This is a genomic window from Streptomyces sp. NPDC002088 (assembly GCF_040296605.1).
In the GTDB taxonomy this organism is placed as follows: domain Bacteria; phylum Actinomycetota; class Actinomycetes; order Streptomycetales; family Streptomycetaceae; genus Streptomyces.
Map to the genome: position 1 here is coordinate 59,698 of NZ_JBEOXO010000027.1, position 26,890 is coordinate 86,587.

Genomic DNA, 26,890 nt, shown 5'->3' on the forward strand with positions numbered 1-26,890 from the left:
GACTCGGATACCTGGGAGTCTTCCGTCCATGAGCAGAGCCGAACAGCCGTCCCGGAGAACCGTCCTGGCCGCAGCGGTCGCCGCCGCCGTGGTGGGCGGCGCGGGACCGGCGATCGCCGACACCGCCCCCGCCGATGCCGCCGCCGAAGGAGCCCCGGCCCGTTTGGTCGACAACCGCGCCTGGACCACGCACAACGAATGGCGCGGCGGAGCCGCCAAGGGCACGCGGGCCGTCGCGGGCGTCCGCCCGGGCCTCGTGATCGGCACCGCCACCGGCACCACCGACTACACGGACCCGCACACCGGCACCACCGCCGCCTGGGAGTACGCGACCTGGACCTCCCCGGTCCACTGGCTCACCGTCCCCGCCACCGAGGTCATCGCCTCCTGGAACGCCCGCACCCCGGCCGGCACCTGGCTCCAGGTCGAGCTCCAGGGCACGTACTCCGACGGGACGGACACCCCCTGGTACGTGATGGGCCGCTGGGCCGCCGGCGACCAGGACATCAGGCGGACCTCCGTCGACGACCAGACCGACGGCAAGAGCACCATCTGGACGGACACCTTCTCCATCGACGACTCGGCGTCGGGCCTGCGCCTGGTGTCGTACCGGCTGCGGCTGACCCTCTACCGCAAGCCCGGCACCAAGCTCACGCCCACCGTGTGGCGGCTCGGCGCGATGGGCTCCGACATTCCCGACCGCTTCACGGTCCCCGCCTCCACGCCCGGCCTTGCCAAGGAGCTGATCGTCCCGCGCTACTCGCAGGAGATCCACGCGGGCCAGTACCCCGAGTACGACAACGGCGGCGAGGCCTGGTGCAGCCCCACCTCCTCACAGATGATCATCGAGTACTGGGGCGGCCGGCTCACCTCGGAGCAGTTGGCGTGGGTCGATCCGTCGTACACCGACCCCCAGGTGTGCCACGCGGCCCGGTACACGTACGACTACCAGTACGCCGGCTGCGGCAACTGGCCGTTCAACGCCGCCTACGCGGCCACCTTCAAGGGCATGCAGGGCGTGGTCACCCGGCTCGGCTCCCTCACCGACCTGGAGACGCTGATCGCGGCGGGCATCCCGGCCATAACGTCCCAGTCGTTCCTCAAGACCGAGCTGACCGGGGCCGGTTACGGCACCTCCGGGCACCTGATGACGGTGATCGGCTTCACCGCCGACGGCGACGTGATCGCCAATGACCCGGCCTCGCCGGGCGACGAGGCGGTGCGGCGCGTCTACAAGCGGTCCGAGTGGGAGAACATCTGGCTCAGGACCAAGCGGTACAACGCCAGCGGCAAGGTCGTCTCCGGCACCGGCGGCGTCTGTTACCTCTACTTCCCGGCACATCCGACGTCGCGCCAGCGCAAGGCGCTCGCAGCGGTCGGCGTCCGTTGAACCCTGGCTGAATCCTGACTGAACCCGGGCTCGACCCGGCTCCGACGGCCCCCGGCGACCCCGGGGGCCGTCGGAGCTGTGACCGACATCTCTGCCGCGCATGCCACTTCCGGTGGCAAAGTGGACAGACCGGTCGGGGAGCGATTCGGACCGGTGGGGGAGCCCGTTCCGTACGTCCGACAGCAGTGAGAAGCCATGACCGCACATTCAGCCACCGCCGCCCGCGCCCGTACCGGCGGCCCCCAGGAAGACGGCCCGAAGGTCCTTGAGCACATCATGGGCTGGACCCTCGTCGTGGTGATCGCGATGCTCGTCACCCAACTCGGATTGCTGTGACCTGAGACATACCCGACCTGTCATACTGCGGATGTCCCGCCGCCCGTAGGAGACCAGGGTCGAAATTGAATATCAGTCAACAGCGCGATGCCGCCGCCCGTCCCCGGGTGCGCGGTACCGAGCGCTCGCTGGCGCGCCGCGCCGAACTCATCGCCATCGGGCGGAGACTGTTCGCCGACACGTCGTACGACGCCCTCTCGATGGACGACATCGCCCGGCAGGCGCATGTCGCCAAGGGACTGATCTACTACTACTTCCAGTCCAAGCGCGGCTACTACCTGGCGATCATCCAGGACTCCGTCGCCGATCTGGTCTCCTACGCGGCGAGCGGTCTCGAACTGGCCCAGGTCGACCGGGTCAACCGCACCATCGACAGCTATCTGCGCTACGCCGAGCACAACCAGGCCGCCTACCGCACGATCGTCAGCGGCGGCGTCGGCTTCGACACCGAGGTGCACGCCATCCGGGACGGGGTGCGCGAGGCGATCGTGGCCACCATCGCCGACGGCGCGTACGGCCGCAGCGACATCGAGCCGCTGGCTCGCATGGGCCTGGTCGCCTGGGTGTGCAGCGTCGAGGGCGCCACCCTCGACTGGATCGACCGCGCCGAACTGTCCCGCGAGACCATGGGTGAACTGCTGGTCAAGACCCTCGGCGGCACCCTGCGCGCCATCGAGGAGCTCGACCCCTCCTACCGGGCCCCGGCACCCGCCCGCCGGGACGGCTGACTGTACGTCATCGTGGTTGTGGGCGCCGTAGCAATCGCGCATTTTTGACATGACTGCGACAAAGATGCTTGGTTCTGGAGGGGAGGAGGACTAGACCGGTGAGGTCAATGGGGCGGACCGAATTTCGGGACATTCGATCAAGGTTGGAATTTCTTGAAGTAAGCGGTCGTTAACTGGTGACTGGGCGCCTCCGATCGGGCATACTCACAGCGCACAGCCGCTGGTCAGCAGCTTCCGTGACCCGGGAGTGCGAGCATCGGCCGGACTCTGGAAAGACCTGGCGGAGCTGCCCACACCCAAGGCGCACGTCCGCCGATGTGCCCGACAGGGAGGAGAGCGTCGCCATGCCCGACCGCGCCCCGCAGCCGGTGGAACGGCAACTGCCCACGGATGAGGCCCGCGATCTGATCTCGCTCGTCCGCGACATCGCGCAACGCGAGATCGCACCCAAGGCGGCCGAGGAGGAGGACGCGGGACGTTTCCCGCGCGAGGTTTTCACCCTGCTCTCCGAGTCGGGCCTGCTCGGCCTGCCCTACGACGCCGAGTACGGCGGCGGCGACCAGCCCTACGAGGTCTACCTCCAAGTCCTCGAGGAGCTCGGCGCGGCCCGTCTGACCGTCGGCCTCGGCGTCAGCGTGCACACCCTGGCCTCCTACGCCCTCGCGGCCTACGGCACCAAGGAGCAGCAGGTAGAGCACCTGCCCGCGATGCTCGGCGGCGGCCTGCTGGGCGCCTACTGCCTCTCCGAGCCGTCGTCGGGCTCCGACGCCGCGTCCCTGCGCACCAAGGCGGTGCGGGACGGCGACGACTGGGTGATCACCGGCACCAAGGCGTGGATCACCCACGGCGGGGTCGCCGACTTCTATACGGTCATGGCGCGCACCGGCGAGGAGGGTCCGCGAGGGATCACCGCGTTCCTGGTGCCCGCCGACGCCGAGGGCCTCAGCGCCGCGGTGCCGGAGAAGAAGATGGGTATGAAGGGCTCGCCCACCGCGCAGGTCCACTTCGACGGCGTACGCGTCCCCGACGCCCGGCGCATCGGCGAGGAGGGCCAGGGCTTCGCCATCGCCCTGTCCGCGCTCGACTCCGGACGGCTCGGCATCGCGGCCTGCGCGATCGGCGTGGCCCAGGCGGCGCTCGACGAGGCGGTCGTGTACGCCACCGGACGGCAGCAGTTCGGGCGGCCGATCGCCGACTTCCAGGGGCTTCGCTTCATGCTGGCCGACATGGCGACGCAGATCGAGGCGGGCCGGGCCCTGTACCTGGCGGCGGCGCGGCTGCGGGACGCCGGGCGGCCGTTCGCCAAGCAGGCGGCCATGGCCAAGCTGCACTGCACCGACACCGCGATGAAGGTCACCACCGACGCCGTCCAGGTCCTCGGCGGGTACGGCTACACCGCGGACTTCCCGGTCGAGCGCTACATGCGCGAGGCCAAGGTCCTCCAGATCGTCGAGGGCACCAACCAGATCCAGCGGATGGTCATCGCACGTCACCTCGCGGGTCCGGAGACCCGCTGAACTGTCCCGTCCGCACCTGCGGGGCCGCCAGCCTGACCCACTCCGGGTCGTGGCGGCCCGGCAGGGTGCGGCCCCGGTCCGCCCAGGTACGCATCAGAGTGCGGTAGATGGGCGGGTCCACGGGCTGTGGGGGCGCGAGCGGAACCGATTCCGCGGGCGCCGGGACGAATACGCGCCGCAGACGGCCGGGCGCCGACTGAGTGGGGGTCATACCCGGGCAACGCGGCGACGGGTTGACAGGTCACCTGCCCGCGTAATCGACCGTGAGTTCGCGCTGTGCCCCCCGGGGTTCCGGGCCGTCACGCGGTCTGGTCGCCGATGCACACCTGACGTACCGTCAATTCGTTGCGTCCAGAGAGGTGTGTCATGGCCGACGACCGTCCGGTGCCGCTCGATGAGTACCCCGTCCACCAGGTGCCCCTGTCGATGAAGCACGTCGCGACCGGGGACCGGAACGCCTACGACCGCTGCATCTTCCACGTCTTCGACCATCAGGGGCGCGCCCTGCTGATCCTGGGACTCGGGGTCTACCCGAACCTCGGGGTGATCGACGCCTACGCGACACTGCGGACCGGTGACGTGCTGCACGCGGTACGGGCCTCCGACGCCCTCGGCGACGACCGCATGCGGCTCGCGGTCGGACCGCTGCGCATCGAGGTCGAGGAGCCGCTGCGCCGGCTGCGCCTCACGTGCGACGACTCACTGTCGTACGACCTCACCTGGACCGCCGGCTTCCCCGCCCTGTGGGAACCCCACCACGTCCAGCGGCGCGGCGACCGGCTCACGCTCGAAGGCCGCCGCTTCGTGCAGGCGGGCGGCGTCGAGGGCGTGGTCCGGGCCGGCGGCGAGGAGTTCCGGGTGACCGCCGCGGAGTGGACCGGCACCCGCGACCGCAGCTGGGGCGTGCGGCCCGTCCCCGGTGAGGACGGCGGGCGGCTCGCGCAGGACCACGCGACCGAGGGCTTCCACTGGATCTGGTGCCCGGTCCGCTTCGAGGACCGCTTCCTGATGGTCATCACCCAGGAGGACGCCGACGGCTACCGCTCCCTGAACGACGCCACCCTCGTCCGTCCCGGCCACCGCGACCGCCAGCTCGGCTGGCCCCAGTCCGAGATCACCTACCGCTCCGGCACCCGCCACCCCGAGCGCGCCCTCATCCACCTCGGCGACCCGCGCAAGCCACTGGAGCTGGAGGCGGAGATCCTGACCTCCTCCCCGCTCGCGGTCGGCGCGGGCTACCCGCCCGCCGACGACTGGCAGCACGGCACCTGGCGAGGGCCCGGCTGGACCGACAGCCGTACCTACGACCTCTCGGACCCCTCCGCGTACCCCCTCGCCGCCTACGGCGTCACCGACCACGCGGCCCGCTTCCGGCTGGACGGCAAGGTCGGGTACGGCATCTTCGAGCACGGCTCCTTCGGCCGCCACGATCCGAGCGGCTTCACCGGATTCGACTCGGTAGCACCGTAGGGGGCGACCACATGGCCACCAGACCCCGCCTTCGCAGGACCACCCGCGACCCGGAGGATCTCGCCCGCCGCCTCACCGCCTGGCTCGGCACCCGCCTGCCCGGCGCCAAGGCCACCGGAGTCACCGCCCCCGCGTCCAACGGCATGTCCAGCGAGACCCTGCTCTTCGACATCGACCACCCCGAACGACCCTTCCGAGCCTGCGCGTTGCGGCTTGCTGCGGACCCGGCCGCGTACACGGTGTTCCCGGTGTACGACATGACCCGCCAGTACCGCACGATGCGCCTGGTCGCCGACCGCACGGACCTCCCGGTTCCCCGGGTGCTGTGGCTGGAGGAGGATCCGGGCCCGCTCGGTGCGCCCTTCTTCGTCATGGAGCGCGTCGAGGGCCGCGTGCCGCCCGACGTCATGCCGTACACGTACGAGGGGAACTGGCTGCACGCGGCGAGCGACATGGAGCGAGCGCGCCTGGAGGCCGCGACGGTCGGGCTGCTCGCCCGGCTGCACGACCAAATCCCCTTGGCGCAGGCGGAGTTCCTTGCGTCGCCGGGGCAGGGCGACGTGCTGCGCCGCCATGTGACCGCACAACGCGCCTACTACGACTGGGTCGTCGACGGTCTCGCCCGCTCACCGCTCATCGAGGACGCCTTCGACCGGATCGAGGAGCTCTGGCCCCGCGATCCGGGCACACCCGTGCTGAACTGGGGCGACGCCCGCATCGGAAACGTCGTCTACGACGGCTTCGAACCCGCGGCCGTGCTCGACTGGGAGATGGCGGCGCTCGCCCCGCGCGAGGTGGACCTCGGCTGGACGATCTACCTGCACCGCTTCTTCCAGGACCTCACGGTCGCGTCCGGGCAGCGCGGGCTGCCGGACTTCCTGCGGCGCGACCGGGTGGAGGAGCGGTACGCCGAACTCACCGGCCACACACCGCGCGACATGGACTTCCACACCCTGTACGCGGCGCTCAGACACGCGATCGTCATGCTGCGGGTCGCCTACCGCCAGGCGTACTTCGGCGAGGTCGCCGTCCCGGCGAATCCGGACACACTGATCCTGCACCACGGCAGCCTGCGTGCCATGGTGCAGGGCAGCTACTGGGATTGAGCGAGGCGGCTCAGGCGGCCCGGCGCATCGCCGGCACGCGCATCGGGCGCGAGCCAGGGCCGCCGACGTGCGAGAAGGGCTGCGTCCGCCAGTCGAGTCCCTGAGGGAGCGTCAACAGCAGGGCGGTGTCCTGCTCCTGGGGCTCGACGGACTCGTCCGCGGGCTGCGCCGCGGCGGCCTCGCGGCCCGTACCGGCGCACACCGTGAGCCCGAACGGGTTCCACGGCGAGGCACACAGCGCGTGCTCCGGCAGTACCTCCTCGTCCGCCAGCAGGGCGATGGGCTGCGCGCAGTCCGGGCAGATCACCCGGTACATCTCGAAGGTGTCGTACGCGTCGAGCTCGTCGGCGTCGAAGTCGTCGGGTTCGACGCCCTCCGGCGTGGGCTCGACAACCGGATGCTGCCGCTTGGGCACGGTACGACCAGGGCGCTTAAGACTCTGCATGGGATTCTCCCCCTCGGGCTGGGCCGTGAAGGCACTGCGGCCTCGACCACAGCAAGCACTTCCCGCCCGGTCTCGGCGGTAATCACGAGAACATCACGGAGACGGCTCACGTGCTGTGGCGTTCGTCACATGCCGCCCGCAGGTGCCCCGCGCGGTGGATTTGTCCCCCAGGTGGCTCACGGGCGGCTCTCGGCCACATCACGAACCGGGTATGACCTGGGCCGCTCAGGTATCGGAGGAGATCAAGCGCCCTGTAGGTTCTTGCGCCATGGAGGAGCTCGACCGTCAGATCGTGCAGCTGCTCGTCAAGGACGGGCGGATGAGCTACACAGACCTCGGCAAGGCCACGGGCCTGTCCACGTCGGCCGTGCACCAGCGCGTACGCCGGCTGGAGCAGCGCGGCGTCATCCGCGGCTACGCCGCCGTCGTCGACCCCGAGGCCGTGGGGCTGCCCATGACCGCCTTCATCTCGGTGAAACCGTTCGACCCCAGCGCCCCCGACGACATCGCCGACCGCCTCGCCGGCGTCCCCGAGATCGAGGCCTGCCACAGTGTCGCGGGCGACGAGAACTACATCCTCAAGGTGCGGGTGGCGACCCCGCACGAACTGGAGGAGCTGCTGGCGCGGCTGCGGTCGCTGGCGGGGGTGTCGACGCGGACGACGGTGGTGCTCTCGACGCCGTACGAGGCGCGGCCGCCGCGCATCTGACCCACCTGCGTGCGGGGCCGCCGAGGTGAGGCGCGAGACTGTCCCCATGAGTGAGCGCACCGCCGAACCGAAGACCGTCCTCCTCCGCCGCGGAGAGGTCCACAGCCCCGCCGATCCGTTCGCGACCGCGATGGTCGTGGAGCGTGGCCAGGTCGCCTGGGTCGGCTCCGAGGGCGCGGCCGACGCCTTCGCGGACGGTGTCGACGAGGTGATCGACCTGGACGGCGCCCTGGTCACTCCGGCGTTCACCGACGCGCATGTGCACAGCACCTCCACCGGGCTCGCGCTGACGGGCCTCGACCTGTCCTGCGCTCCCTCCCTGGCGGCGGCACTCGACCTGGTACGGGACTTCGCCGCCGCCCGGCCTCACGACCGGGTCCTGCTCGGTCACGGCTGGGACGCCGCCCGCTGGCCCGAGCGGCGCGCTCCCCGGCGGGACGAACTCGACGCGGTCGCCGGCGGCCGACCGTTCTACCTCAGCCGGATCGACGTCCACTCGGCCGTCGTCACCACCGCCCTGCTGGAACTGGCACCGGACACACGGTCCAAGGCGGGATTCAGGGACATGGAACCCCTCACCCGCGACGCCCACCACGTCGTCCGCGCCGCCGCGTTCGCAGCCGTGACGGCGCAACAGCGCACCGAGGCCCAGCGCGCCGCCCTCGCCCACGCCGTCTCCCTGGGCATCGGCTCCGTCCACGAGTGCGGCGGCCCGGAGATCTCCTCCGAGGACGACTTCACCGGCCTGCTGCGGCTCGCCGCCGAGGGGCCGGGTCCGCGCGTCGTCGGGTACTGGGCCGAGCAGGATGTCGAGAAGGCACGGAAGCTGGGCGCGATCGGCGCCGCCGGGGACCTGTTCGTCGACGGCGCCCTCGGCTCGCACACCGCGTGCCTGCACCAGCCCTACACCGACGCCGACCACACCGGCGCCGCCTACCTCGACGCCGCCGCGGTCGCTTCGCACGTCACCGCCTGCACCGAGGCGGGCCTCCAGGCGGGCTTCCACGCGATCGGCGACGCCGCGGTGACCGCGGTCGTCGAGGGTGTCCGCGCAGCCGCCGAGAAGGTCGGCCTGGCCCGCGTCCGAGCCGCCCGCCACCGCGTCGAGCACGCCGAGATGCTCACCCCGGAAACCGTCGCGGCCTTCGCCGAGCTGGGCCTGACCGCCTCCGTGCAGCCCGCCTTCGACGCGCTGTGGGGCGGCGAGGACGGCATGTACGCCCACCGCCTCGGCGCCGAGCGGGCCCGGACGCTGAATCCTTTCGCGGCCCTGCTGCGCGCCGGTGTCCCGCTCGCTTTCGGTTCCGACAGCCCGGTCACGCCCCTGGACCCGTGGGGCACGGTGCGGGCCGCCGCCTTCCACCGCACCCCCGAGCACCGCGTCTCCGTACGCGCCGCGTTCACGGCGCATACGCGCGGTGGCTGGCGAGCGATCGGACGGGACGACGCGGGCGTCCTGGTGCCGGGCGCGCCCGCGGACTACGCCGTGTGGCGCACCGACGCGCTCGTCGTCCAGGCCCCCGACGACCGGGTCGCGCGCTGGTCCACCGACCCCCGCTCCGGCACCCCCGGCCTGCCCGACCTCACCCCGGGCGCCGACCTTCCCGTGTGCCTGCGCACCGTGGTGGGCGGGCGGACGGTTTTCGTACGGCCGGGCGAGTGATCTCCCGGGGTTGCCCGGCGCCGGCTGCCCGCCGCCGACCGTTGCGCGACCTGCGCATCCTCCGCGCTGACCAGCATGTTCAGGGAGAACCCGCAGGTCGAACGGCTGTTGACAGCCGACGGCGGGGGGCCGGTAGGTTCGGCCGAGTCCACCACCGGACGCCCGACCGGGGAACGTCCGCGCACTCGCCGCAGCGCCGCTGGGTCAGGGACGGTGTGCCGCACCGGGGCACCGCCACTGGGAGCCAGGCTCAGCGTCCGCGCCGACGAGGGAACGTTCCGGCCGGTCGGCAAGGTGTGACCGGGGTGGGGCCCGGTGCTCAGTAGACAACGGCTTTCGGTCGACCCGCAGCCAGCGGGTCCCAGGTCGGCCCGAAGGGCGCCGGGCCCCCATCCGCCGCACGCGCGCGTACATACGAGCCCAAAGGGACCTTCTTACCCCACTCTTGTGGAATCGACACCACCATACGAACGTGCTGTCACGTCACCGCAGGCCGCGGCCACTATGGTGGACCTCTGCGTATGGACATGAAGGGGCAGCAGTGAACGACGGCGACGGGACCCTCGCGGGACAGGCCCGGGGCAGGCAGTTCGGTCCGCTCGGCACGGCCTTGGTGATCATCCCGACCTACAACGAGGCGGAGAACATCAAAGCGATCGTCGGCCGGGTGCGAAAGGCGGTCCCCGAGGCGCACGTGCTCGTGGCCGACGACAACAGCCCCGACGGCACGGGCAAACTCGCGGACGAGCTGGCGGTCGAGGACGGCCACGTCCACGTGCTGCACCGCAAGGGCAAGGAGGGCCTGGGCGCCGCCTACCTCGCGGGCTTCCGCTGGGGTCTGGACAACGACTACGGCGTCCTGATCGAGATGGACGCCGACGGCTCCCACCAGCCCGAGGAGCTGCCCCGCCTGCTGACCGCGCTCAAGGGCGCCGACCTCGTCCTCGGTTCCCGCTGGGTGCCGGGCGGCCGGGTCGTGAACTGGCCCAAGTCCCGCGAGTTCATCTCCCGCGGCGGCAGCCTCTACTCGCGCCTCGCCCTCGACCTGCCGCTGCGCGACATCACCGGCGGCTACCGGGCCTTCCGCCGCGAGACCCTGGAGGGTCTCGGCCTGGACGAGGTCTCCTCCCAGGGCTACTGCTTCCAGGTCGACCTGGCCCGCCGTGCGGTCAAGGCCGGCTACCACGTCGTCGAGGTCCCCATCACCTTCGTCGAGCGTGAACTCGGCGACTCCAAGATGAGCCGCGACATCCTTGTCGAGGCGCTGTGGCGGGTCACCGCGTGGGGCGTGGGGGAGCGGGTCGACAAGATCACGGGCCGGGGCGGATCGGCGCAGCGGCCACAGGGGTAGCCGCGCCACGTGGTCACACGGGTAGCCGCGCCACGTGGGCACGGCGGTAGCCGTGGACGCGGTCACAGCAGTCGCCGTACGACCTCACGGGCGCCGTTGATCAACCCCTTATCCCGCACTGAGCCCGGCCCGGGCACACTGGAAGCATGACGACAGGCGCTCCGACCCCTTCCTCCTCCGCCCGGCCTCCGCACTCCCGGCTGCGGACCTTCCTGCCGCTCGGCGTCGCCGCGTGGCTGGTGCTGGAGATCTGGCTGCTGACCGTGGTCGCGGGCGCGGCGAGCGGCTTCACGGTGTTCCTGCTGCTGCTCGCCGGGTTCGTGCTCGGTGCGGTGGTCATCAAGCGGGCGGGTCGGCGCGCCTTCCAGAACCTGAACGAGGCACTGCAGCGCGGCGGCTCCCCGTCGAAGGGCAGCGGCAACGGCCTGATGATGCTGGGCGGCCTGCTTCTCATGATCCCCGGCCTGATCTCGGACGCGGTGGGTCTGCTCCTGCTGATCCCGCCGGTCCAGAAGGCCCTCAGCCGCTACGCGGAACGTACCTTCGACCGCACCCTGCGCCGGGCCACCCCGGGCACCTTCGGCGACGCCTTCCAGCAGGCCCGCATCCACCGCCCCGACGGCAAGGTCGTCCAGGGCGAGGTCATCCGGGACGAGCCGGGCACCGCGTCGCAGGAGCCGCGGCCGCCGCTGACGAGCTGAGCACGGGCGGGGGGCGACCCGCATTGCACGGGCGCGGCGCGGGCAGGGGTGACCCGCGGTGACGGGCGCGGGTGACGGGCTCAGCGAGGGTGTCCCGCATTGCACGGGCACGGGCGACAGGCTGAGCGCGGGCGCGGGTGACCCGCCGAGCCCCGGCACGGAAACGACCGCGGGCGTCGTACGGAAACTTCCCGTACGGCGCCCGCGGTCGTTTGCGTGTGCTGTAAACCCGCCCAGACCCCGCAGGGACTACGCGGACTTGCGGCTGTCGCGGGGATGAACCGCCAGGTTCATCGCCCCGGACCGCAGAACGGCCAGACGCTCCTCGAGGACCTCTTCGAGTTCCTCGCGGGTGCGCCGCTCCATCAGCATGTCCCAGTGCGTACGCGCGGGCTTGGCCTTCTTTTCCTCAGGGCCGTCGCCGTCCACCAGGAGTGCAGTGGCCCCGCAGACCTTGCACTCCCACTCCGGCGGGATCTCCGCCTCGACCGAGAAGGGCATCTCGAAACGATGCCCCTTCTCGCATGCGTACTCCACGGCCTGGCGCGGGGCCAGGTCGATGCCGCGGTCCGTCTCGTAGCTGGTCACCACGAGGCGCGTGCCGCGAAGAGCTCGCTCACTCATGAATCGTGCCTCCCGGGCTTGTCGCCCACAGGACAGGTGTCGCTGTCGTCGTCATCCGGTCAACGTCCGGTCGGCGGTAAAGATTCCCGTTCCGGGTCTCGTTCCGGGTCATGCGTCGCCGTCGTAGCCGCCCCTTGTTGTACCCACCAGCGCCCGGTTTGTCACATCTGCTAGCAGATGTCACCCAGCGTTTCGGTATCTTTGACGCGCAGTAACGGTACGCCTGGCAGGCCAAACGCGTACACTACCGCCCTTTCGCGTTGAGCGCTAAATCTTCTCGGGTACCGGATTGCCCGCGTCGCCGATCGCCCGCCGTACCGGAACCCGCGCGAGCAGCGCGAACCCGATGACGAAGAAGATCACCAGCGAGATGATCGCGTCCCGATAACTTCCGGTCAGCTGGTAGGTGATCCCGAACAGAAGCGGGCCCAGCCAGCTCATGCCCCGGTCGCTCATCTCGTATGCCGAGAAGTACTCGGCCTCCTTGCCGGGCGGGACGAGATGGGAGAACAGTGAGCGGGACAGCGCCTGGCTGCCGCCGAGCACCAGTCCGATCGCGGCCGCCAGTGCGAAGAAACCCACCGGCGCGCCGGCCGGCAGGAAGTACCCGGCTCCCAAGGTGACCGTCCAGGCCACCAGTGAGCCCAGGATCGTCCGCTTCGCTCCGTACGTCCGTGCCAGCCGCCCCATCGCCAGCGCACCCGCCACCGCCAGTACCTGGACCAACAGCACGGCCCCGATGAGCGTCGACTGCCCGAGCCCCAGCTCCTCGGAGCCGTAGACCGACGCCTGCGAGATCACCGTCTGGATGCCGTCGTTGTAGACGAGGTAGGCGAGCAGGAAGGACAGGGTCAGCGGGTGGCGACGCATGTCGCGGACGGTCGCCGCGAGCTGCCGCAGCCCGGGAGCGGTGGCCTCCCGTGGTGCCGAACGGCGGTCGCGCAGCCGTCGCAGCGGTACGAGCGTGAAGGCGCCCCACCACAGGCCCGCCGATGCCAGACAGATGCGTACTGCCGTGGTCTCCGAGACACCGAAGGAGTCGTGGGCCAGGTACAGCACCAGGTTCGCGATCAGGACCAGGGAGCCCGCCGCGTACCCGAAGGCCCACCCCCGGGAGGAGATCGCGTCGCGCTCCTCGGGCGGGGCGATCTGCGGCAGGTAGGAGTTGTAGAGCATCATCGCCACGGACTGCGCGGCATTGGCGACGATCAGCAGGACCCCGCCGAGCAGATACCGGTCGCCGCCGAGGAAGAACATGCCCGTCGTCGCCGCGGCCCCCACGTACGCGGCTGCGCCCAGCAGGGGCTTCTTGCGGCCCGTGCGGTCGGCGGCGGCACCGACCAGCGGCATCACCAGGACGGCCACGATCACCGACAGGGACACCGAGTAGGCGAAGAACGACCCCGCGCGCACCGGGACGCCCAGGGGATGGACGTACCCGTCGGCATCCGCGGCCGCCTTCGCGACCGACGTCAGATAGGGGCCCAGGAACACGGTGAGCACGCTCGTCGAGTAGACGGAGCACGCCCAGTCGTAGAAATACCAGCCACGCTGCTCGCGCCGCCGGTCGGCGGCCTCGTCGGCAGCCGCCGTCCGCACGGTGTCGGTGCCCATCCGTGCCTCCGCTTCCCCGCTGAAGGTGCGTGCGAAGGGTGTGGCCGGTGTTCCGGGCTCAGACCCAGACGCCCCGGTCCTCCATGACCTTGCGCAATGTGTCGATGTGATCGGTCATGATGCCATCGACTCCCAGGTCAAGGAGCCGGTGCATCCGATCCGCCTCGTTGATCGTCCACACGTGCACCTGCAGCCCGCGCGCGTGGGCGGCGCGCACGAAGCGGTGGTCCACCACCTGGATGCCCGACTGCGACTCGGGCACCTGGGCGGCGATGGCGGAGCGGCGCAGCGCGGCCGGCACGCCCCACGAGCGCAGCCGCAGGTTGAGCACCCCCCGGGTGCCGTACGACGTCGCCAGCCGGGGCCCGGCCAGCCGCTGGGCGCGCACGACGCGCGCCTCGGAGAACGAGCCGACGCAGACCCGGTCCCAGGAGTCGGTCCGGGCGATCAGGTTCAGCAGGGGGTGCAGCGCCGGCTCCGCCTTGATGTCGACGTTCCAGCGCACCTCGGGGAAAGTCTCCAGGAGCTCCTCGAACAGCGGCACCGGTTCCTTGCCGCCCACGCGCGCGTGCCGTACGTCCTCCCAGCGCAGGTCCGCTATCCGGCCCGCGCCGTCGGTCACCCGGTCCAGCGCCGCGTCGTGGAAGGCGACGAGCTTGCCGTCCCGCGTGGCGTGCACGTCGGTCTCGATGTACCGGTAGCCCGTCGCGACCGCGCGCCGGAACTGCGCCACGGTGTTCTCCAGCCCGTCCGCGGCCCCGCCGCGGTGCGCGAAGGCGAGCGGGCCGGGGTGGTCCAGGTACGGGTGGCGTATGGGCGTGGTCACGGACGCAGTATCGCTCCGCGGGGTGTCCCGGCGGCAACCACCGTGCTGCCGTCGGATGCCGACGGAACGGCGAACACACGCAGGAAGAGCTGGGCGAGAGGGCCGATCGACACCGCGTACAGGACGGTGCCGACACCGATGGTCCCGCCCAGGGCGAAGCCGCTGACGACGACGGCCACTTCGACGGCCGTCCGCATCACGCGGATCGATCGGCCCGTACGGCGGTGCAGACCTGTCATCAGCCCGTCGCGTGGCCCCGGTCCGAACCGTGCGGCGATGTAGAGCCCGGTGGCCGCGCCGTTGAGCAGGATGCCGGTCAGCAGCAGCGCGACGCCTGCGGCCAGGCCGTCCGCCTCGGGGACGAGTGCGAGTGTGCCGTCCATGGCGAGGCCGACCACGAACACGTTGGAGACCGTGCCGAGGCCGGGGCGCTGGCGCAGCGGGATCCACAGGAGCAGCACCGCCGCGCCCACGACGATCGAGACGACGCCGATCGTCAGGCCCGTGAGCTCCGCTAGACCCTGGTGGAGCACGTTCCAGGGCTCCAGACCGAGGCCCGCCCGGACGAGGAGCGCGGAGCTCGCGCCGTAGAGCGCCAGACCGGCGTACAGCTGGATCAGACGTCGTCCGAGACGCCGTGATGTGGACAAGGGGTCCCCCCGGGTGGTGGTAGTGGCCTGACGCATGCCACTCTGTGGCTTGGAAAGAAGGGCCATCCATGGCCAATTCGGGGAAGGTGGACTGATATTTATGGCGCAGTGGACCTCTGCGGTGGGTGCGGCTCAGCTCGCCCGGCTGCTCAAGTCGCAGCAGGACCGCCCGGCGGGCCCCGGCACGCGCCGTCCGCCCGCCTATCGCGCGCTGGCCGACGGCATCCGACTGCTGGTGCTGGAAGGCCGGGTGCCGGTCGCCGCTCGCCTGCCCGCCGAACGGGAACTGGCCCTTTCCCTGGCTGTCAGCCGCACCACGGTCGCCACCGCCTACGAGGCGCTGCGCGCCGAGGGCTTCCTGGAGTCCCGGCGCGGCGCGGGCAGCTGGACCGCCGTACCGGCCGGAAACCCGCTTCCCGCGCGCGGCCTCGAGCCCCTGCCGCCCGAGGCGTTGGGATCGGTGATCGATCTCGGCTGCGCGGCGCTTCCCGCTCCTGAGCCGTGGCTCACGCGGGCCGTGCAGGGCGCCCTGGAGGAGCTGCCGCCGTACGCCCACACGCACGGCGACTATCCGGCCGGACTGCCCGCGCTGCGCGCGATGATCGCCGAGCGCTACACCGCGCGCGGGATCCCGACCATGCCCGAGCAGATCATGGTGACGACCGGTGCCATGGGGGCCATCGACGCGATCTGTCACCTCTTCGGGGGGCGCGGCGAACGCATCGCGGTCGAGTCACCGTCGTACGCCAACATCCTCCAGCTGATGCGGGAGGCGGGCGCCCGGCTGGTGCCCGTCGCGATGGCCGAGGGGCTTACCGGGTGGGACGTGGACCGCTGGCGTCAGGTGCTGCGGGAGGCCGCGCCGCGCATCGCTTACGTCGTCGCCGACTTCCACAACCCGACCGGCGCCCTCGCCGACGAGGACCAGCGGCGGCGGCTGGTGGAGGCGGCCCGCTCGGCGGGCACCGTGCTCGTCGCCGACGAGACGATGACCGAGCTGTGGCTGGACGACGACGTCGAGATGCCCCGGCCGGTGTGCGGCTTCGACACCGCCGGGTCCACGGTGATCACCGTCGGGTCCGCCAGCAAGGCCTTCTGGGCGGGGATGCGCATCGGATGGGTCCGCGCGGCTCCGGACGTGATTCGCAGCCTGGTCGCCGCGCGCGCGTACGCCGACCTGGGTACCCCCGTGCTGGAGCAGCTCGCCGTGAACTGGCTGTTCAGTACGAGTGGCTGGGCGCAGGCCGTGGAGCTGCGTCGGGCTCAGGCCCGGGACAATCGAGATGCGCTGGTGGCGGCGGTACGGCGGGAGCTGCCGACGTGGGAGTTCGAGGTGCCCAAGGGCGGGCTCACGCTGTGGGTGCGGGCCGGCGGACTGTCCGGGTCGCGGCTCGCCGAGGCGGGGGAGCGGGTCGGGGTGCGGGTGCCGTCGGGGCCGCGCTTCGGCGTGGACGGAGCCTTCGAGGGGTATGTGCGGCTGCCGTTCACCGTGGGGGGAGCGGTGGCGGAGGAGGCCGCCGTGCGGCTGGCGGCTGCGGCGCGGCTGGTGGAGAGCGGGGGGACGGCGGGGACGGAGGCGCCGCGTACGTTCGTGGCGTAGTGCCGTTGTGGAGGCGTGACCGCTGGCGGCGCGGGCAGGCAATGGCGGCCGCCCGCGGTCACGCCTGCTCCACCACCGCCTTCGTCGCGACCGGCTCCGTCGGAACCGGCACCGCCTTGGGCTCCGCCTCCGCCGGCGCGGAGCGCGGCGGCAAGAGGTCCACCACGGCCTGCCGGTGGGTGTCGGAGGTCGCGTCGTCGTAGGGATCCGGTGTCGCCGGGACCTGGAGGCGGTGCACCGGGCCCGCGCCCAGGCGGGCGTACCCGCGGCCGGGCGGGACGTGGGCGACGGGGGTCGTGTGCGGGGGAGCGCCCAGGACGGCCTCCAACTGCTGGGCCGTCGCCGGACCGAGGACGGCACGCGCGCGTGTGTGCTGGCGTACCGCGTCGCTGAGCGTGTCCAGGCTGTCGAACTGCTCGGCCACGACCACCGTCACGTTGGCCGCGCGGCCGTGCCGCAGAGGTACCTGGAGCAGGGACTGGGGGTCCTTGCGGCCGTCGGCGGCGGCTAGGTGCGTGAACGCACTCGGGCGGTCGAGGATGATCCACAGGGGCCGCTTGGTGTCCTCCGGCGGAGGGTTGCCCTCCTGGCGGGCGCGGTTGGTGGAGATCAGACGGCGTTCCGTCTCGTGGGCGGCCCACTCCAGGCTGGACAGGGCCCCGGCCAGCCCGCACTCGACCGCCAGGACGCCGTCCCGGCCGGTGAGGCAGGCGTACTCGCCGGTGCTGCCGCCCTCGACGATGAGTACGTCGCCGTACTGGAGGGCCTGCAGCGCGACGGAGCGCAGCAGGGTGGAGGTGCCGCTGCCGGGCTGGCCCACCGCCAGCAGGTGCGGTTCGGTGGAACGGATGCCGGTGCGCCAGACCACCGGAGGAACGTCACGCTGTTCCTCGCCGTAGGCGAGGGGGAGCGTGCGCTGGACCTGGGTGGGGTCGGTGAAGCCGAGGACCGTCTCGCCCGGTGCCGTGACGAAGCGCTGGGCGGCGATGTCGGTGGGGAGCGGGGCGAGGACCGTGACCGTGACCTGGTTGCCCTCCTCGTCCCACGCGAAGTGGTACTCACGGCCGCGGCCCGACTTCGCGGTGAGCAGGTGCTCGATCCGCGCGCGCGACTCGGCCTCGCCGTCCGTGAAGTACGCCGGATAGCGGATCACGAGATGTGTGACGCGGTCCGTGTCGTCGAACTCGAACGACGGGAAGGTCTTCTCCCAGTCGCCGCCGTGGGCGTACAGGGGGGAGGGGTCCTCGGCGGTCGAGAAGTACGGGACCAGGGCCTCGTGCAGCGACTGGAGGCGCTGCGCCTGGGTCTCGTTCGGGCCCTCGGGCTCCGACGGACTGCGGTCCCGGCCCTGCCAGGCTGCCGCCGCCATCAGGGTGATGACGGCGAGCAGCGGGCCGTACGGCATGAGTGCCACGACCATGACCAGCGAGGCCACCAGGAACAGCAGCGGCCCCCGCTTGTCCTTGGGGGTCTCGGCCACCTTGCGCCGCCCGGCCGAGGCCAGCCGGCGCAGACCGCGGGTGATCGTGATCAGCGGGTGGAGGACGTCGGTGGCGCTGTCGGCCGCCGTCCGGGCCAGCTCCCGGCCCCGGGCGATCTGCGCGCTGCCGTTGCTCAGAATGCGGGGGAGGGGGCGCCGGGCCACTGCGGTCTCCTGAAGGTGCGTGCGGACGACAGGGGCGGGGTCAGAACTTGATGCCGCCGAGGAGGCTCGCCAGGCTTTCGCCGCCCGCCGTGATGCTCGGGGCGATGGCGGTGCTCGCCAGGTAGAAGCCGAACAGGGTCGACACCATGCAGTGCGACGCTTTGAGGCCGTCCTTGCGGAAGAAGAGGAAGACGACGATGCCGAGCAGGACCACGCCTGACATGGACAGGATCATTTGGGTTCTCCTGGTTTGTGGGGACAGTCACCATGAGTACTTCCAGGATCACAGGATGTATCCATACTATAAAAGGTGCAACTGGGTGAATTCCGGTTGATTCCCCCTGTATGGCGGAAGGTCTGGTGGCCTGCCTGAGCAGGAGTGTTGCGTCGAACGGGTCTCGTGGTGATCCTTGCCTCGGCCGGGTCCCGTCATGTGCGCACCGAGCCAGTACGCTGGCGATTCACCCATACGGCTGCACTTCTCGCGGCCGTACGCTTGCTTCCCACAGTCCCCACAGTTCCCAACGTTCGAAGCGTTCGTAGCGAGAGGCGGTCCGGCCGATGACTGATGCCCCCGACCCCGAGGTCGTGGAGCTGGCGACCAAGATCTTCGATCTGGCTCGGCAGGGGCAGACGGAGGCGCTCGTGGCGTACGTCGACGCGGGCGTTCCGGTCAACCTCACCAACGACCGTGGTGACTCCCTGGTGATGCTCGCCGCGTACCACGGTCACGCGGAGGCGGTGCGCGCGCTGCTGGCCCGCGGGGCCGAGGCCGACCGGGTCAACGACCGAGGCCAGACCCCGCTCGCCGGAGCCGTCTTCAAGGGGGAGGTGGGGGTCATCAAGGCCCTCCTGGAGGGCGGCGCCGATCCGGCCGCCGGCACCCCCTCGGCCATCGACACGGCACGCATGTTCGGCAAGGCCGAGCTGCTCGAGCTGTTCGGCGCGAGCTGAGCCGGGCCTCTGAGCAGGCAGAACAGACTTCCTGATCAGGTACGACAGCCAACACGGGGGAGGCGGAACGGGGCCGCCGGAAATTTCGGTCGCGGCAGACTGAACTGCCGAGTCATCATGACGTCGTGATTCACGGACGCGATGGCTGGGCAGGTGTTGCCGCACCGCGCGGGCCGTGATGCGGTCCGCATGGGCCACCGACGAGAGGCAGAGGAAAATGGTCTACAGCAAGCAGGAAGCGGCGGGCGCCCCGACGTGTTGTCACGCGGCCAGGTAATGCACGTCCCCGGTTGCGTCGACGCTTGATGTGAGGCTGTTTCCCATGTTCGATCCGGTCATAGCGCCCAGCGGTACGCTGCTCGGCCTGCTCCAGCGGGGCCGCGGCGATGGCACACTGCACGCGCTCACCGCCCCGCGCGCCGAAGCGCTCGCGGCCCTGAACCACTGTGTGCTGCGCGACCCCCGCCACGACTGGCAGGTGGAGAACCGCTCCCTGTACTACGCCCGCCTGTACCTTGATCTCGGTGGCGACCTGGACGAGATCGAGGCCCATCTCTTCGACGTCGAGGACGTCTTCGACACCGAGGAGTCACGTACCGGGCTGGCCCTCGCCGTACTCGGACATCTCGCCTCCTACGGCAGGCGGGACGCCCTCGAACTGCTGCGCAGGTACGCCGCCTCCGGCTCCAACTGGGCCTGGGCTCTGGACGAACTGGCGCTGCGCGACGACGACGCGGGTCTGCGCGCGCTGGCCGCCCCCGTACTGACACGGTTCGCGACCGACGCCGAGGGCGAGGCCGAACTGGCCGTCGTGGTCCGCGACGCCTTCGAGCCCCGGCCCTGGCGGCTGTGGGCGGAGGATCCGCGCGAGTACATCTCCACGCGCGTGCGTGCCGCCCAGGAGGCCGGCTGCTTCGACCGCTGGCAACGGCAGATGCGGCCCAGCGGACCCCGTCCGGGGTGGAGTGTGCGGGCCGTCTTCGAGTGGGCCCAGCAGGGCATCGAGCGAGGTGCCGCGCTGCATGTGCCGGCCGCCCGCTGCCTCGTCGCCGTGGCAGGTCCCGAGGACCGCCCCGAGATCGTCCAGGCCGCCAAGGACGGCGACGACGGAGCCCGCTGCACCGCCCTGCGCTACCTCGCCGACAGCAACGACACCGACGCCCTCGACCTCATCGAGGGGGCCGTGGCCACCGGCTCGGCGACCGTCGTGGAGGCCGCCGTCGACGCCTTCGAACGCATGCGCAGTATCGCCGCCGTCGACCGGGCACGCGGCTGGGCCCGCCGGCCCGATCCGCTCGGCGCCGCCGCCGGACGCGTGCTCGCCTGCCGGGGCGGAGCCCAGGACAGCGACCTGGTCCTCGGAGCCCTGCGCGAAGCCGTACGTGGCGAAGGCCCCGACGCGCCGACCCTGTGGACCCTCGTCGACGGCACCGGACGGCTCGGCATCGCCTGCGCAGCCCCCGTCCTGCGCCACATCTACCGCGAGACGGCCTCGTCCCACCTACGGGGACGCTGCGCCCGGGCCCTGGCCGCCACCGACCCCTCCTACGCCACCGGCTTCGCCGTCGAGTGCCTCTGGGACTGCGAGGAGTCCACCCGCGAGGTCGCCGCCCGGCACGCCGAGACAGGTGACGCCCGCGTGGTGGAGCGCCTGCGTCGGCTCGCCGCCGACCCGGCCGAGGAGGACGAGGTCCAGACGGCCGTACGCAGCCGGATCGGACCGGACGCCCCCACAGTGTGAACACGGGATGACCCACGGGTCAGGCGGGCATGGACGCGGCCTGACCTGCTCGGGTGTGCAGCGCAACGCTCATGGGACGTTCCTCGTTCGGAAAGATCCACGTTGACGCGACCACGTCCAGCACGGCGACAACACCCGTATGCGTGTCGTCATCGTGACCGAATCCTTTCCCCCCGATGTGAACGGCGTGGCCCACTGCGCGCTCCAGACCGCCCGGCACCTCGTCGATCGCGGTCACACCCCCGTCGTCGTCGCCCCGGCCACCGCTGCCGGCAGCGGGCCCGACGCCCTCGCGCCGTGCCCCGTCGTCCGAGTCCCCTCCCTTCCGCTCCCCGGCTACCCCCAGGTCCGCGTCGCCCTCCCCAGCCGACGCGTCGCCGCGGCCATCACCGAGCACCGCGCCGACATCGTCCACCTGGCCAGCCCCTTCGTCCTCGGCGTCCGCGGCATGGCGGCCGCCGCCCGGCTCGGCCTCCCGGCCGTGGCCGTCTACCAGACCGATCTCGCCGGATACGCCCGTACGTACATGGGCGCGGGCGAGGCCGCGGCCTGGCGGCGCATACGCTCCGTCCACGCCGCCGCCGACCTCACCCTCGCCCCGTCCAGCGCGGCCCTGAACGACCTCGAGGCCCATGGGGTGCCCCGGGTGAAACTGTGGCCGCGCGGTGTGGACACCGTCCGCTTCCGCCCCGAGCACCGCGACGAGGCACTGCGCCGCGAACTCGCCCCGAACGGCGAGCTGATCGTCGGCTACGTCGGGCGGCTCGCGCCCGAGAAGCAGGTCGAACTCCTGGCCGAGGCCTGCGGCCTGAAGGGCGTGCGGGTCGTGGTGGTCGGCGACGGGCCCAGCCGGCCGAGTCTCGCCCAGGCGCTGCCCGGCGCGGTCTTCCTGGGGCGCCGCACCGGCCACGACCTCGCCCGGATCTTCGCCTCTCTGGACGTCTTCGTGCACACCGGCCCCTTCGAGACCTTCTGCCAGACCGTGCAGGAGGCCATGGCGAGCGGCGTGCCCGTCGTCGCGCCCGCCGCCGGCGGTCCGCTGGAACTGGTGGCCCACGGCCGCACCGGGTTCCTGGTGCCGCCGCGCGACGCCACTGCCGTACGGGACGCGGTGTGGTCCCTGACCGCCGATCCCGCCCTGCGCGCCACCTACGGGGCAGCCGCCCGCGCCATGGTCGAGGGGCGCACCTGGGCGGCGGTCGGCGACGGGCTCATCGGGCACTACGCGGACGTCCTCGCGGCGCGGAAGCGGAAGCCGGCGGTGGCGGCATGAGTTCGTTGCGCATAGTGAGGCTCGCCAACTTCGTCGCCCCCACCTCCGGGGGACTGCGCACCGCGCTGCGCGAACTGGGCAAGGGCTTCAAGGCCGCGGGACACGAGCCCGTTCTGATCGTCCCCGGCGAGCGGCACACCGACCGCGAGACCGAGCAGGGCCGTGTGATCACCCTGCCCGGGCCGCTGCTGCCCGGCACCGGCGGCTACCGCGTGCTCACCGACAAGCGGCGCGTGGCCCGGCTCCTCGACGAGCTCGGGCCCGACCGGCTGGAGGTCTCCGACCGTACGACCCTGCGGTGGACGGGCAGGTGGGCCCGGCGCGCCCGGGTCCCCGCCGTGATGGTCTCCCACGAGACCGCCGACGGAGTGCTGCGGACCTGGGGACTGCCGGAAGGAGCGGCGCGCCGCGCCGCCGACGCTCTCAACGTGCGTACGGCGCACACCTACGCGCGCGTGGTGTGCACCACCGAGTTCGCCGAGCGGGAGTTCGTACGGATCGGAGCCCGCAACGTCGTACGGGCTCCGCTGGGCGTCGACCTGGTGGAGCGGCACCCCTCGCTGCGCGACCCGGGGTTGCGGGACCGGCACGCACGCGTGGACGAGACGCTGCTGGTGATGTGCTCCCGGTTGTCCGTGGAGAAGCGGCCCGGCACGGCGCTGGACACCCTGGACGCGCTGCTGCGGCGCGGCCGGCGGGCGGTGCTGGTGGTGGCGGGGGACGGGCCCCTTCGGTCCCGCCTCGAACAGCGGGCGCGGGAGCGCGGACTGCCGGTCACGTTCCTCGGGCACGTCGCCGACCGCTCTGTGCTGGGCGCGCTCCAGGCGTCCGCCGACGTGTGTCTGGCGCCCGGGCCCGCCGAGACGTTCGGGCTCGCCGCGCTCGAGGCGATGGCGTGCGGCACGCCGGTCGTGGCGAGCGCCTCGTCCGCGCTGCCCGAGGTGATCGGGCCGGCCGGCGCCACCGCGGCCGATCACGGCGACGCCTTCGCGGACGCGGTGGAGATGCTCCTCGCGCGATCCGAGGCGCAGCGGCGGGAAGCGGCACGCGCGCGTGCGGAGTGTTTCGGATGGAGTGCCGCGGTCGAGGCGTTCCTGGCCGCGCACGACGCGCCGGTACCGACGGTACGGGTGCGTCCCGTCGTGCCGGAGGGCTCGTCATGAGACCCGTCCGGTTCGTGGCACTCGGGGACTCGCTGACCGAGGGGGTGGGCGATCCCGTGGGGGAGGGGTGGCGTGGCTGGGCCGCACTGCTCGCCGAGGGGCTCGCCTCCGGGCCCGTGGCGTTCACCAACCTCGCGGTCAGCGGGGCGCAGACGCGTGACGTGCTGGCACGGCAGACACAGGACGGGCTCGCGCTGAGCCCGGACGTGGTGTCCGTCGTCGTCGGCGTCAACGACACCCTGCGCTGCACCTTCGACATCCACGCCGTCGCCGCACGGCTCGACAAGGTGTATGCGGCCTTCACCGAACAGGGCGCGGTCCTGCTCACGGCGTGCCTGCCCGACCCCGGGGCCATGCTCGGGCTCCCGGGCGCCCTGGCCCGGCCGCTCGCCCGGCGGCAACGGGCGGTCAACGCCGTGGTGCACGCGCTGTCCGAGCGGTACGGGGCGGTGCACCTGCACGCGTCCGAGGAGGCGTGGCTCACCGACCGCGCCATGTGGAGCGCGGACCGGCTGCATCCCGGCGAGCGAGGGCACCGGCAGCTGGCTGTGCGCTTCCACGCGCTGCTGGCGGAGGCGGGCGTCGCGACGGGGGCCGCGCCCTCGCCGGAGCCCGAGTTCCCCGCGCCGACCAGGTCGGCGAGCCTGTGGTGGATGGCCACCGCGGGCACCGGCTGGGTGGCCCGGCGGTGCACCGACCTCCTGCCTCAGCTGCTCACCCTCGCAGCCGACGAGATGCGCCACCGGGCCCGAGGCACGAGCGCCCGGCTCGACCTGCGGGCCTCCGCGGCGGTCTCCACGGCACTCGCCGCGCTGTCGGCGGCGGAGCAGGTGGACGTTGTATAGGGCCGCTGGGGTGGCCCGCGCCGAGCGGGTTGTGGTGGCGGGCTTCGCCGGTGCCCCTGCCCGGGCTCGGGGACAGGGCTCAGGCGCTGGCTGACTGCTGCAGCGGCAGGGCATCGGAGGTGCCCGACTGCCCGACTGCCCGGGATCCGGGGGCAGGGTTCCGGTGGCATGTGACCGGTCCCGCTCGGCGCGGCCCGGCGTCGGCGGGACGGCTCGGCGGCGCGTGCCTGGCCCGGCCCCGGCGGCTCGGCATCGGCCGGGTGACCGGGCCGGCCCCGCGGCGCGGCTCAGCGGCGGCGTACGGTCACGAAGCGGACCGGGGTTCCCGGCAGGGCCTGCGCGGCTGACGGGAGGTCGGCGGAACGGACGACGCCGATCACCGGGTAGCCCCCGGTGGTCGGGTGATCGGCCAGGAAGACCACCGGACGGCCGTCCGGTGGGACCTGGACCCCGCCCAGGACCATGCCCTCGCTGGGGAGTTCGCCGGGGCGGGCCCGCTCCAGGGCAGGGCCCTCCGTGCGCAGGCCGATGCGGTTGCTCGCGGAGGAGACCCGGTAGGCGCGCGACGTGAAGGCTCGTACGGCCTCCGGCGTGAACCAGTCGTGGCGCGGGCCCAGCGTCACACGCAGCACCAGTTCCGTCGGCGGCCTCGGCTGCGGGGCGGTGTCCACGCGTGCGTGCGGGCCGACGACCGGGCCGAGGGGCAGTACCGAGCCGTCCGTGAGCGGCGGCGGGCCGAGACCCGACAACAGGTCCGTGGAACGGCTGCCGAGGACCGGCTCGACGGCGATGCCGCCGGACACGGCAACGTAGCTGCGTACGCCGGCCATGGCCGTTCCCACGTCGAGGAGCGCCCCGGCGGGTACGCGAACGGGAGCTCCCCAGGCGACCGGCCGTCCGTCCACCGTGACCGGGCAGGGCGCGCCCCCGACCGCCACGGTGATCGTTGAACGAGGGCGCAATCCGCAGCCGTTGAGGGTGGTCTCCAGGACGGCCGCCTCCGGCGGATTGCCGACCAGCCGGTTGACGAGCGCCGCCGCGGGCGAGTCGAGCGCCCCGGAGCGGGGCACGCCGAGGTGGGCGTGCCCGGGACGCCCCCGGTCCTGCACGGTCGTCAGCGCTCCTGCCCGTACGACGGCGAGCGCACGGTCCGTCATGCGCCCCCCACCGCGACGAAGCGGACACGCGTGCCGGGCGACAGCAGCGCGGCCGGCACGCGCGCGTGGTCCCACAGCACCGTGTCCGTGCGGCCGATCAGCTGCCAGCCGCCGGGCGACGAGCGCGGGTACACGCCCGTGTACGGGCCCGCCAGCGCCACCGCGCCGGCCGGGACCGCCGTGCGCGGGGTGGCCCGGCGCGGGACGTCGTAGCGCGGGGGCAGGCCGGTGAGATAGCCGAAGCCGGGGGCGAAGCCGCAGAAGGCGACGCGGAACTCGGTGGCCGCGTGGATACGGGCCACCTCCGGTGCACGGACGCCCCAGTGGGAGGCCACGTCGGCGAGGTCGGGGCCGTCGTAGCACACCGGGATGTCGACGACGTCCTGAGCGCGCGGGGCAGCGGACGGCACCTTGGCGGAGGTCAGTTCGGATGACAGACGGTCAGGGGAGTCGACGCCGTCGAGGAGGACCGTACGGGCCGCCGGGACGATCTCGCGGACGATGAGCAGGCCCTCCGCGCGGCGGCGCAGCAGCTCCGCATGCAGGGCCTGGGCCTCCTCGCCCGAGGAGACCTCCACGAGCAGGGCGTCGTCACCGACGGGCAGCACCCTCATACGAAGGCCTCCACCCGGACGCCCGACTCCTCCAGGCGCCGCCGGACCCGTCGGGCCAGCTGCACCGCGCCGGGCGTGTCGCCGTGCAGGCACAGGGAACGCGCGCGTACCTCGATACGCGCCCCGGAGCGAGCGGTGACCGCCCCGAATCGGGCGAGGCCCAGCGAGCGCTCCACGACGGCTTCCGGGTCGGTGACCACGGCGTCGTCCTGGCCGCGCGGCACGAGCGTGCCCTCGTCGGTGTACGCGCGGTCCGCGAACGCCTCCGTGACGGCCGGCAGCCCCGCCTTCCCGGCCAGTTCCAGCAGGCGTGAGCCGGGCAGGCCGAGTACCGGCAGCGTGGCGTCGGCGAGGAGCACGCCGTCGACGACCGCGCAGGCCTGCTTCTCGTCGTGTACGACACGGTTGTAGAGCGCGCCGTGCGGCTTGACGTACGCCACGCGTGCGCCCGCCGCACGCGCGAAGACCTCCAGAGCGCCGATCTGGTACGCCACTTCGGCGGCCAGCTCGGCGGGCGGCACGTCCATCGCGCGCCGCCCGAACCCGGCCAGGTCCCGGTAGGAGACCTGCGCGCCGATCGTCACGCCGCGTTCGGCCGCCAGCTCGCACACCCGCCGCATGGTGGCCGCGTCCCCGGCGTGGAAGCCGCACGCCACATTGGCGCTGGTGACGACGGACAGCAGCTGCTCGTCGTCGGTCAGCCGCCAGCGGCCGAAGCCCTCGCCGAGGTCGGCGTTCAGATCGATGGAGGTCATGGATTCTTCGTGT

The 26,890-nt window shown here is 72.3% G+C and carries 26 protein-coding genes; 16 read left to right on the top strand and 10 right to left on the bottom strand.

Annotation, left to right across the window (positions count from 1 at the left end; genetic code table 11):
* The first annotated feature begins 28 nt into the window (after nt 1-28).
* From ABT114_RS39890 to ABT114_RS39915, 6 genes are all read left to right on the top strand, one after another.
* Nucleotides 29-1,390: a C39 family peptidase gene (locus tag ABT114_RS39890; protein WP_351149057.1), complete on the top strand. Its 1,362-nt coding sequence runs from the start codon at nt 29-31 to the stop codon at nt 1,388-1,390.
* Nucleotides 1,391-1,585: 195 nt separating this feature from the next.
* Nucleotides 1,586-1,726: an SCO1431 family membrane protein gene (locus ABT114_RS39895; protein WP_351149060.1), complete on the top strand. Its 141-nt coding sequence runs from the start codon at nt 1,586-1,588 to the stop codon at nt 1,724-1,726.
* Between the two features lie 65 nt (nt 1,727-1,791).
* Entirely contained in the window at nt 1,792-2,454 is a 663-nt protein-coding gene (locus ABT114_RS39900; RefSeq protein ID WP_351149063.1) for a TetR/AcrR family transcriptional regulator, read from the top strand.
* 344 nt (nt 2,455-2,798) lie between these two features.
* Nucleotides 2,799-3,971 (top strand): acyl-CoA dehydrogenase family protein, encoded by a 1,173-nt coding sequence (locus ABT114_RS39905; RefSeq protein WP_351149066.1) that lies wholly within the window; start codon nt 2,799-2,801, stop codon nt 3,969-3,971.
* Nucleotides 3,972-4,337: 366 nt separating this feature from the next.
* Nucleotides 4,338-5,441 (top strand): Rv3169 family protein, encoded by a 1,104-nt coding sequence (locus tag ABT114_RS39910; protein ID WP_351149069.1) that lies wholly within the window; start codon nt 4,338-4,340, stop codon nt 5,439-5,441.
* An 11-nt stretch (nt 5,442-5,452) separates the two neighbouring features.
* Nucleotides 5,453-6,547: a phosphotransferase family protein gene (locus ABT114_RS39915; protein WP_351149071.1), complete on the top strand. Its 1,095-nt coding sequence runs from the start codon at nt 5,453-5,455 to the stop codon at nt 6,545-6,547.
* Between the two features lie 10 nt (nt 6,548-6,557).
* Here ABT114_RS39915 and ABT114_RS39920 read toward each other — a convergent pair whose 3' ends face one another.
* Nucleotides 6,558-6,992: a uroporphyrinogen-III synthase gene (locus ABT114_RS39920; RefSeq protein ID WP_351149074.1), complete on the bottom strand. Its 435-nt coding sequence runs from the start codon at nt 6,990-6,992 to the stop codon at nt 6,558-6,560.
* Nucleotides 6,993-7,260: 268 nt separating this feature from the next.
* On the opposite strand from ABT114_RS39920, the gene ABT114_RS39925 reads away from it, so the two are divergent.
* The 4 genes from ABT114_RS39925 (at nt 7,261) to fxsA (ending at nt 11,416) form a co-directional block, all read left to right on the top strand.
* Entirely contained in the window at nt 7,261-7,701 is a 441-nt protein-coding gene (locus tag ABT114_RS39925) for an Lrp/AsnC family transcriptional regulator (RefSeq protein ID WP_004002750.1), read from the top strand.
* A gap of 46 nt (nt 7,702-7,747) precedes the next feature.
* A complete protein-coding gene (locus tag ABT114_RS39930) occupies nt 7,748-9,364 on the top strand; it encodes an amidohydrolase (protein WP_351149078.1) in 1,617 nt (538 codons plus the stop codon).
* A gap of 541 nt (nt 9,365-9,905) precedes the next feature.
* Nucleotides 9,906-10,715 (top strand): polyprenol monophosphomannose synthase, encoded by an 810-nt coding sequence (locus tag ABT114_RS39935; protein ID WP_351149081.1) that lies wholly within the window; start codon nt 9,906-9,908, stop codon nt 10,713-10,715.
* A 146-nt stretch (nt 10,716-10,861) separates the two neighbouring features.
* Nucleotides 10,862-11,416 carry an FxsA family membrane protein gene (gene fxsA / locus ABT114_RS39940; protein WP_351149084.1) on the top strand — a complete coding sequence of 185 codons (555 nt, stop codon included), beginning with the start codon at nt 10,862-10,864 and terminating at the stop codon, nt 11,414-11,416.
* A gap of 249 nt (nt 11,417-11,665) precedes the next feature.
* Here fxsA and ABT114_RS39945 read toward each other — a convergent pair whose 3' ends face one another.
* The 4 genes from ABT114_RS39945 to yczE form a co-directional block, all read right to left on the bottom strand.
* A complete protein-coding gene (locus ABT114_RS39945; RefSeq protein ID WP_055637205.1) occupies nt 11,666-12,040 on the bottom strand; it encodes an RNA polymerase-binding protein RbpA in 375 nt (124 codons plus the stop codon).
* Between the two features lie 267 nt (nt 12,041-12,307).
* The gene (locus tag ABT114_RS39950) at nt 12,308-13,654 is read right to left on the bottom strand and encodes an MFS transporter (RefSeq protein ID WP_351149087.1); all 1,347 of its coding nucleotides are present in this window, start codon (nt 13,652-13,654) and stop codon (nt 12,308-12,310) included.
* A gap of 58 nt (nt 13,655-13,712) precedes the next feature.
* Nucleotides 13,713-14,480 (bottom strand): glycerophosphodiester phosphodiesterase family protein, encoded by a 768-nt coding sequence (locus ABT114_RS39955; protein WP_351149090.1) that lies wholly within the window; start codon nt 14,478-14,480, stop codon nt 13,713-13,715.
* Nucleotides 14,477-15,166, bottom strand: coding sequence for a membrane protein YczE (gene yczE, locus ABT114_RS39960; RefSeq protein ID WP_351149092.1), 690 nt, complete (start codon nt 15,164-15,166; stop codon nt 14,477-14,479). The genes ABT114_RS39955 and yczE overlap by 4 nt, the downstream gene beginning before the upstream one ends.
* 64 nt (nt 15,167-15,230) lie before the next feature.
* On the opposite strand from yczE, the gene ABT114_RS39965 reads away from it, so the two are divergent.
* Nucleotides 15,231-16,730 carry an SCO1417 family PLP biosynthesis transcription factor gene (locus ABT114_RS39965; protein ID WP_351149094.1) on the top strand — a complete coding sequence of 500 codons (1,500 nt, stop codon included), beginning with the start codon at nt 15,231-15,233 and terminating at the stop codon, nt 16,728-16,730.
* A gap of 58 nt (nt 16,731-16,788) precedes the next feature.
* On the opposite strand, the gene ABT114_RS39970 is transcribed toward ABT114_RS39965, so the two are convergent.
* Nucleotides 16,789-18,375 (bottom strand): hypothetical protein, encoded by a 1,587-nt coding sequence (locus ABT114_RS39970; protein WP_351149097.1) that lies wholly within the window; start codon nt 18,373-18,375, stop codon nt 16,789-16,791.
* Between the two features lie 40 nt (nt 18,376-18,415).
* Nucleotides 18,416-18,610 (bottom strand): hypothetical protein, encoded by a 195-nt coding sequence (locus ABT114_RS39975; RefSeq protein ID WP_351149100.1) that lies wholly within the window; start codon nt 18,608-18,610, stop codon nt 18,416-18,418.
* A gap of 326 nt (nt 18,611-18,936) precedes the next feature.
* Between ABT114_RS39975 and ABT114_RS39980 the strand changes: the two genes are divergently transcribed.
* The 5 genes from ABT114_RS39980 to ABT114_RS40000 all read left to right on the top strand — a co-directional run bounded on the left by ABT114_RS39980 (nt 18,937) and on the right by ABT114_RS40000 (nt 24,351).
* Nucleotides 18,937-19,329, top strand: a complete 393-nt coding sequence (locus tag ABT114_RS39980; RefSeq protein WP_351149102.1) for an ankyrin repeat domain-containing protein — start codon at nt 18,937-18,939, stop codon at nt 19,327-19,329.
* 322 nt (nt 19,330-19,651) lie between these two features.
* Complete coding sequence (locus ABT114_RS39985) at nt 19,652-21,070, top strand: HEAT repeat domain-containing protein (protein ID WP_351149105.1); 1,419 nt, start codon at nt 19,652-19,654, stop codon at nt 21,068-21,070.
* Between the two features lie 139 nt (nt 21,071-21,209).
* Complete coding sequence (locus tag ABT114_RS39990; RefSeq protein WP_351149108.1) at nt 21,210-22,343, top strand: glycosyltransferase family 4 protein; 1,134 nt, start codon at nt 21,210-21,212, stop codon at nt 22,341-22,343.
* Nucleotides 22,340-23,506: a glycosyltransferase gene (locus ABT114_RS39995; protein ID WP_351149110.1), complete on the top strand. Its 1,167-nt coding sequence runs from the start codon at nt 22,340-22,342 to the stop codon at nt 23,504-23,506. Before ABT114_RS39990 ends, ABT114_RS39995 begins: the two co-directional genes overlap by 4 nt.
* Complete coding sequence (locus ABT114_RS40000; protein WP_351149113.1) at nt 23,503-24,351, top strand: SGNH/GDSL hydrolase family protein; 849 nt, start codon at nt 23,503-23,505, stop codon at nt 24,349-24,351. The genes ABT114_RS39995 and ABT114_RS40000 overlap by 4 nt, the downstream gene beginning before the upstream one ends.
* Nucleotides 24,352-24,638: 287 nt before the next feature.
* Here the strand turns inward: ABT114_RS40000 and ABT114_RS40005 are convergent, their stop codons facing one another.
* Genes ABT114_RS40005 through ABT114_RS40015 form a run of 3 tightly spaced genes read right to left on the bottom strand, consistent with a single transcriptional unit; the run spans nt 24,639 to nt 26,877 of the window.
* Nucleotides 24,639-25,508 carry a 5-oxoprolinase subunit C family protein gene (locus tag ABT114_RS40005; RefSeq protein WP_351149116.1) on the bottom strand — a complete coding sequence of 290 codons (870 nt, stop codon included), beginning with the start codon at nt 25,506-25,508 and terminating at the stop codon, nt 24,639-24,641.
* Complete coding sequence (locus ABT114_RS40010; RefSeq protein ID WP_351149118.1) at nt 25,505-26,122, bottom strand: 5-oxoprolinase subunit B family protein; 618 nt, start codon at nt 26,120-26,122, stop codon at nt 25,505-25,507. Before ABT114_RS40010 ends, ABT114_RS40005 begins: the two co-directional genes overlap by 4 nt.
* Entirely contained in the window at nt 26,119-26,877 is a 759-nt protein-coding gene (locus ABT114_RS40015) for a LamB/YcsF family protein (RefSeq protein WP_351149121.1), read from the bottom strand. The genes ABT114_RS40010 and ABT114_RS40015 overlap by 4 nt, the downstream gene beginning before the upstream one ends.
* Nucleotides 26,878-26,890 lie beyond the last annotated feature (13 nt).

Excerpts from the sequence above, each read along its gene's own strand:
- ABT114_RS39890 (WP_351149057.1), top strand. The coding sequence starts at position 29 with ATGAGCAGAGCCGAACAGCCGTCCCGGAGAACCGTCCTGGCCGCAGCG.
- ABT114_RS39895 (WP_351149060.1), top strand. The coding sequence starts at position 1,586 with ATGACCGCACATTCAGCCACCGCCGCCCGCGCCCGTACCGGCGGCCCC.
- ABT114_RS39905 (WP_351149066.1), top strand. The coding sequence starts at position 2,799 with ATGCCCGACCGCGCCCCGCAGCCGGTGGAACGGCAACTGCCCACGGAT.
- ABT114_RS39910 (WP_351149069.1), top strand. The coding sequence starts at position 4,338 with ATGGCCGACGACCGTCCGGTGCCGCTCGATGAGTACCCCGTCCACCAG.
- ABT114_RS39915 (WP_351149071.1), top strand. The coding sequence starts at position 5,453 with ATGGCCACCAGACCCCGCCTTCGCAGGACCACCCGCGACCCGGAGGAT.
- ABT114_RS39920 (WP_351149074.1), bottom strand. The coding sequence starts at position 6,992 with ATGCAGAGTCTTAAGCGCCCTGGTCGTACCGTGCCCAAGCGGCAGCAT.
- ABT114_RS39925 (WP_004002750.1), top strand. The coding sequence starts at position 7,261 with ATGGAGGAGCTCGACCGTCAGATCGTGCAGCTGCTCGTCAAGGACGGG.
- ABT114_RS39930 (WP_351149078.1), top strand. The coding sequence starts at position 7,748 with ATGAGTGAGCGCACCGCCGAACCGAAGACCGTCCTCCTCCGCCGCGGA.
- fxsA (WP_351149084.1), top strand. The coding sequence starts at position 10,862 with ATGACGACAGGCGCTCCGACCCCTTCCTCCTCCGCCCGGCCTCCGCAC.
- ABT114_RS39945 (WP_055637205.1), bottom strand. The coding sequence starts at position 12,040 with ATGAGTGAGCGAGCTCTTCGCGGCACGCGCCTCGTGGTGACCAGCTAC.
- ABT114_RS39950 (WP_351149087.1), bottom strand. The coding sequence starts at position 13,654 with ATGGGCACCGACACCGTGCGGACGGCGGCTGCCGACGAGGCCGCCGAC.
- yczE (WP_351149092.1), bottom strand. The coding sequence starts at position 15,166 with ATGCGTCAGGCCACTACCACCACCCGGGGGGACCCCTTGTCCACATCA.
- ABT114_RS39965 (WP_351149094.1), top strand. The coding sequence starts at position 15,231 with ATGGCGCAGTGGACCTCTGCGGTGGGTGCGGCTCAGCTCGCCCGGCTG.
- ABT114_RS39975 (WP_351149100.1), bottom strand. The coding sequence starts at position 18,610 with ATGATCCTGTCCATGTCAGGCGTGGTCCTGCTCGGCATCGTCGTCTTC.
- ABT114_RS39980 (WP_351149102.1), top strand. The coding sequence starts at position 18,937 with ATGACTGATGCCCCCGACCCCGAGGTCGTGGAGCTGGCGACCAAGATC.
- ABT114_RS39985 (WP_351149105.1), top strand. The coding sequence starts at position 19,652 with ATGTTCGATCCGGTCATAGCGCCCAGCGGTACGCTGCTCGGCCTGCTC.
- ABT114_RS39990 (WP_351149108.1), top strand. The coding sequence starts at position 21,210 with ATGCGTGTCGTCATCGTGACCGAATCCTTTCCCCCCGATGTGAACGGC.
- ABT114_RS39995 (WP_351149110.1), top strand. The coding sequence starts at position 22,340 with ATGAGTTCGTTGCGCATAGTGAGGCTCGCCAACTTCGTCGCCCCCACC.
- ABT114_RS40000 (WP_351149113.1), top strand. The coding sequence starts at position 23,503 with ATGAGACCCGTCCGGTTCGTGGCACTCGGGGACTCGCTGACCGAGGGG.
- ABT114_RS40005 (WP_351149116.1), bottom strand. The coding sequence starts at position 25,508 with ATGACGGACCGTGCGCTCGCCGTCGTACGGGCAGGAGCGCTGACGACC.
- ABT114_RS40010 (WP_351149118.1), bottom strand. The coding sequence starts at position 26,122 with ATGAGGGTGCTGCCCGTCGGTGACGACGCCCTGCTCGTGGAGGTCTCC.
- ABT114_RS40015 (WP_351149121.1), bottom strand. The coding sequence starts at position 26,877 with ATGACCTCCATCGATCTGAACGCCGACCTCGGCGAGGGCTTCGGCCGC.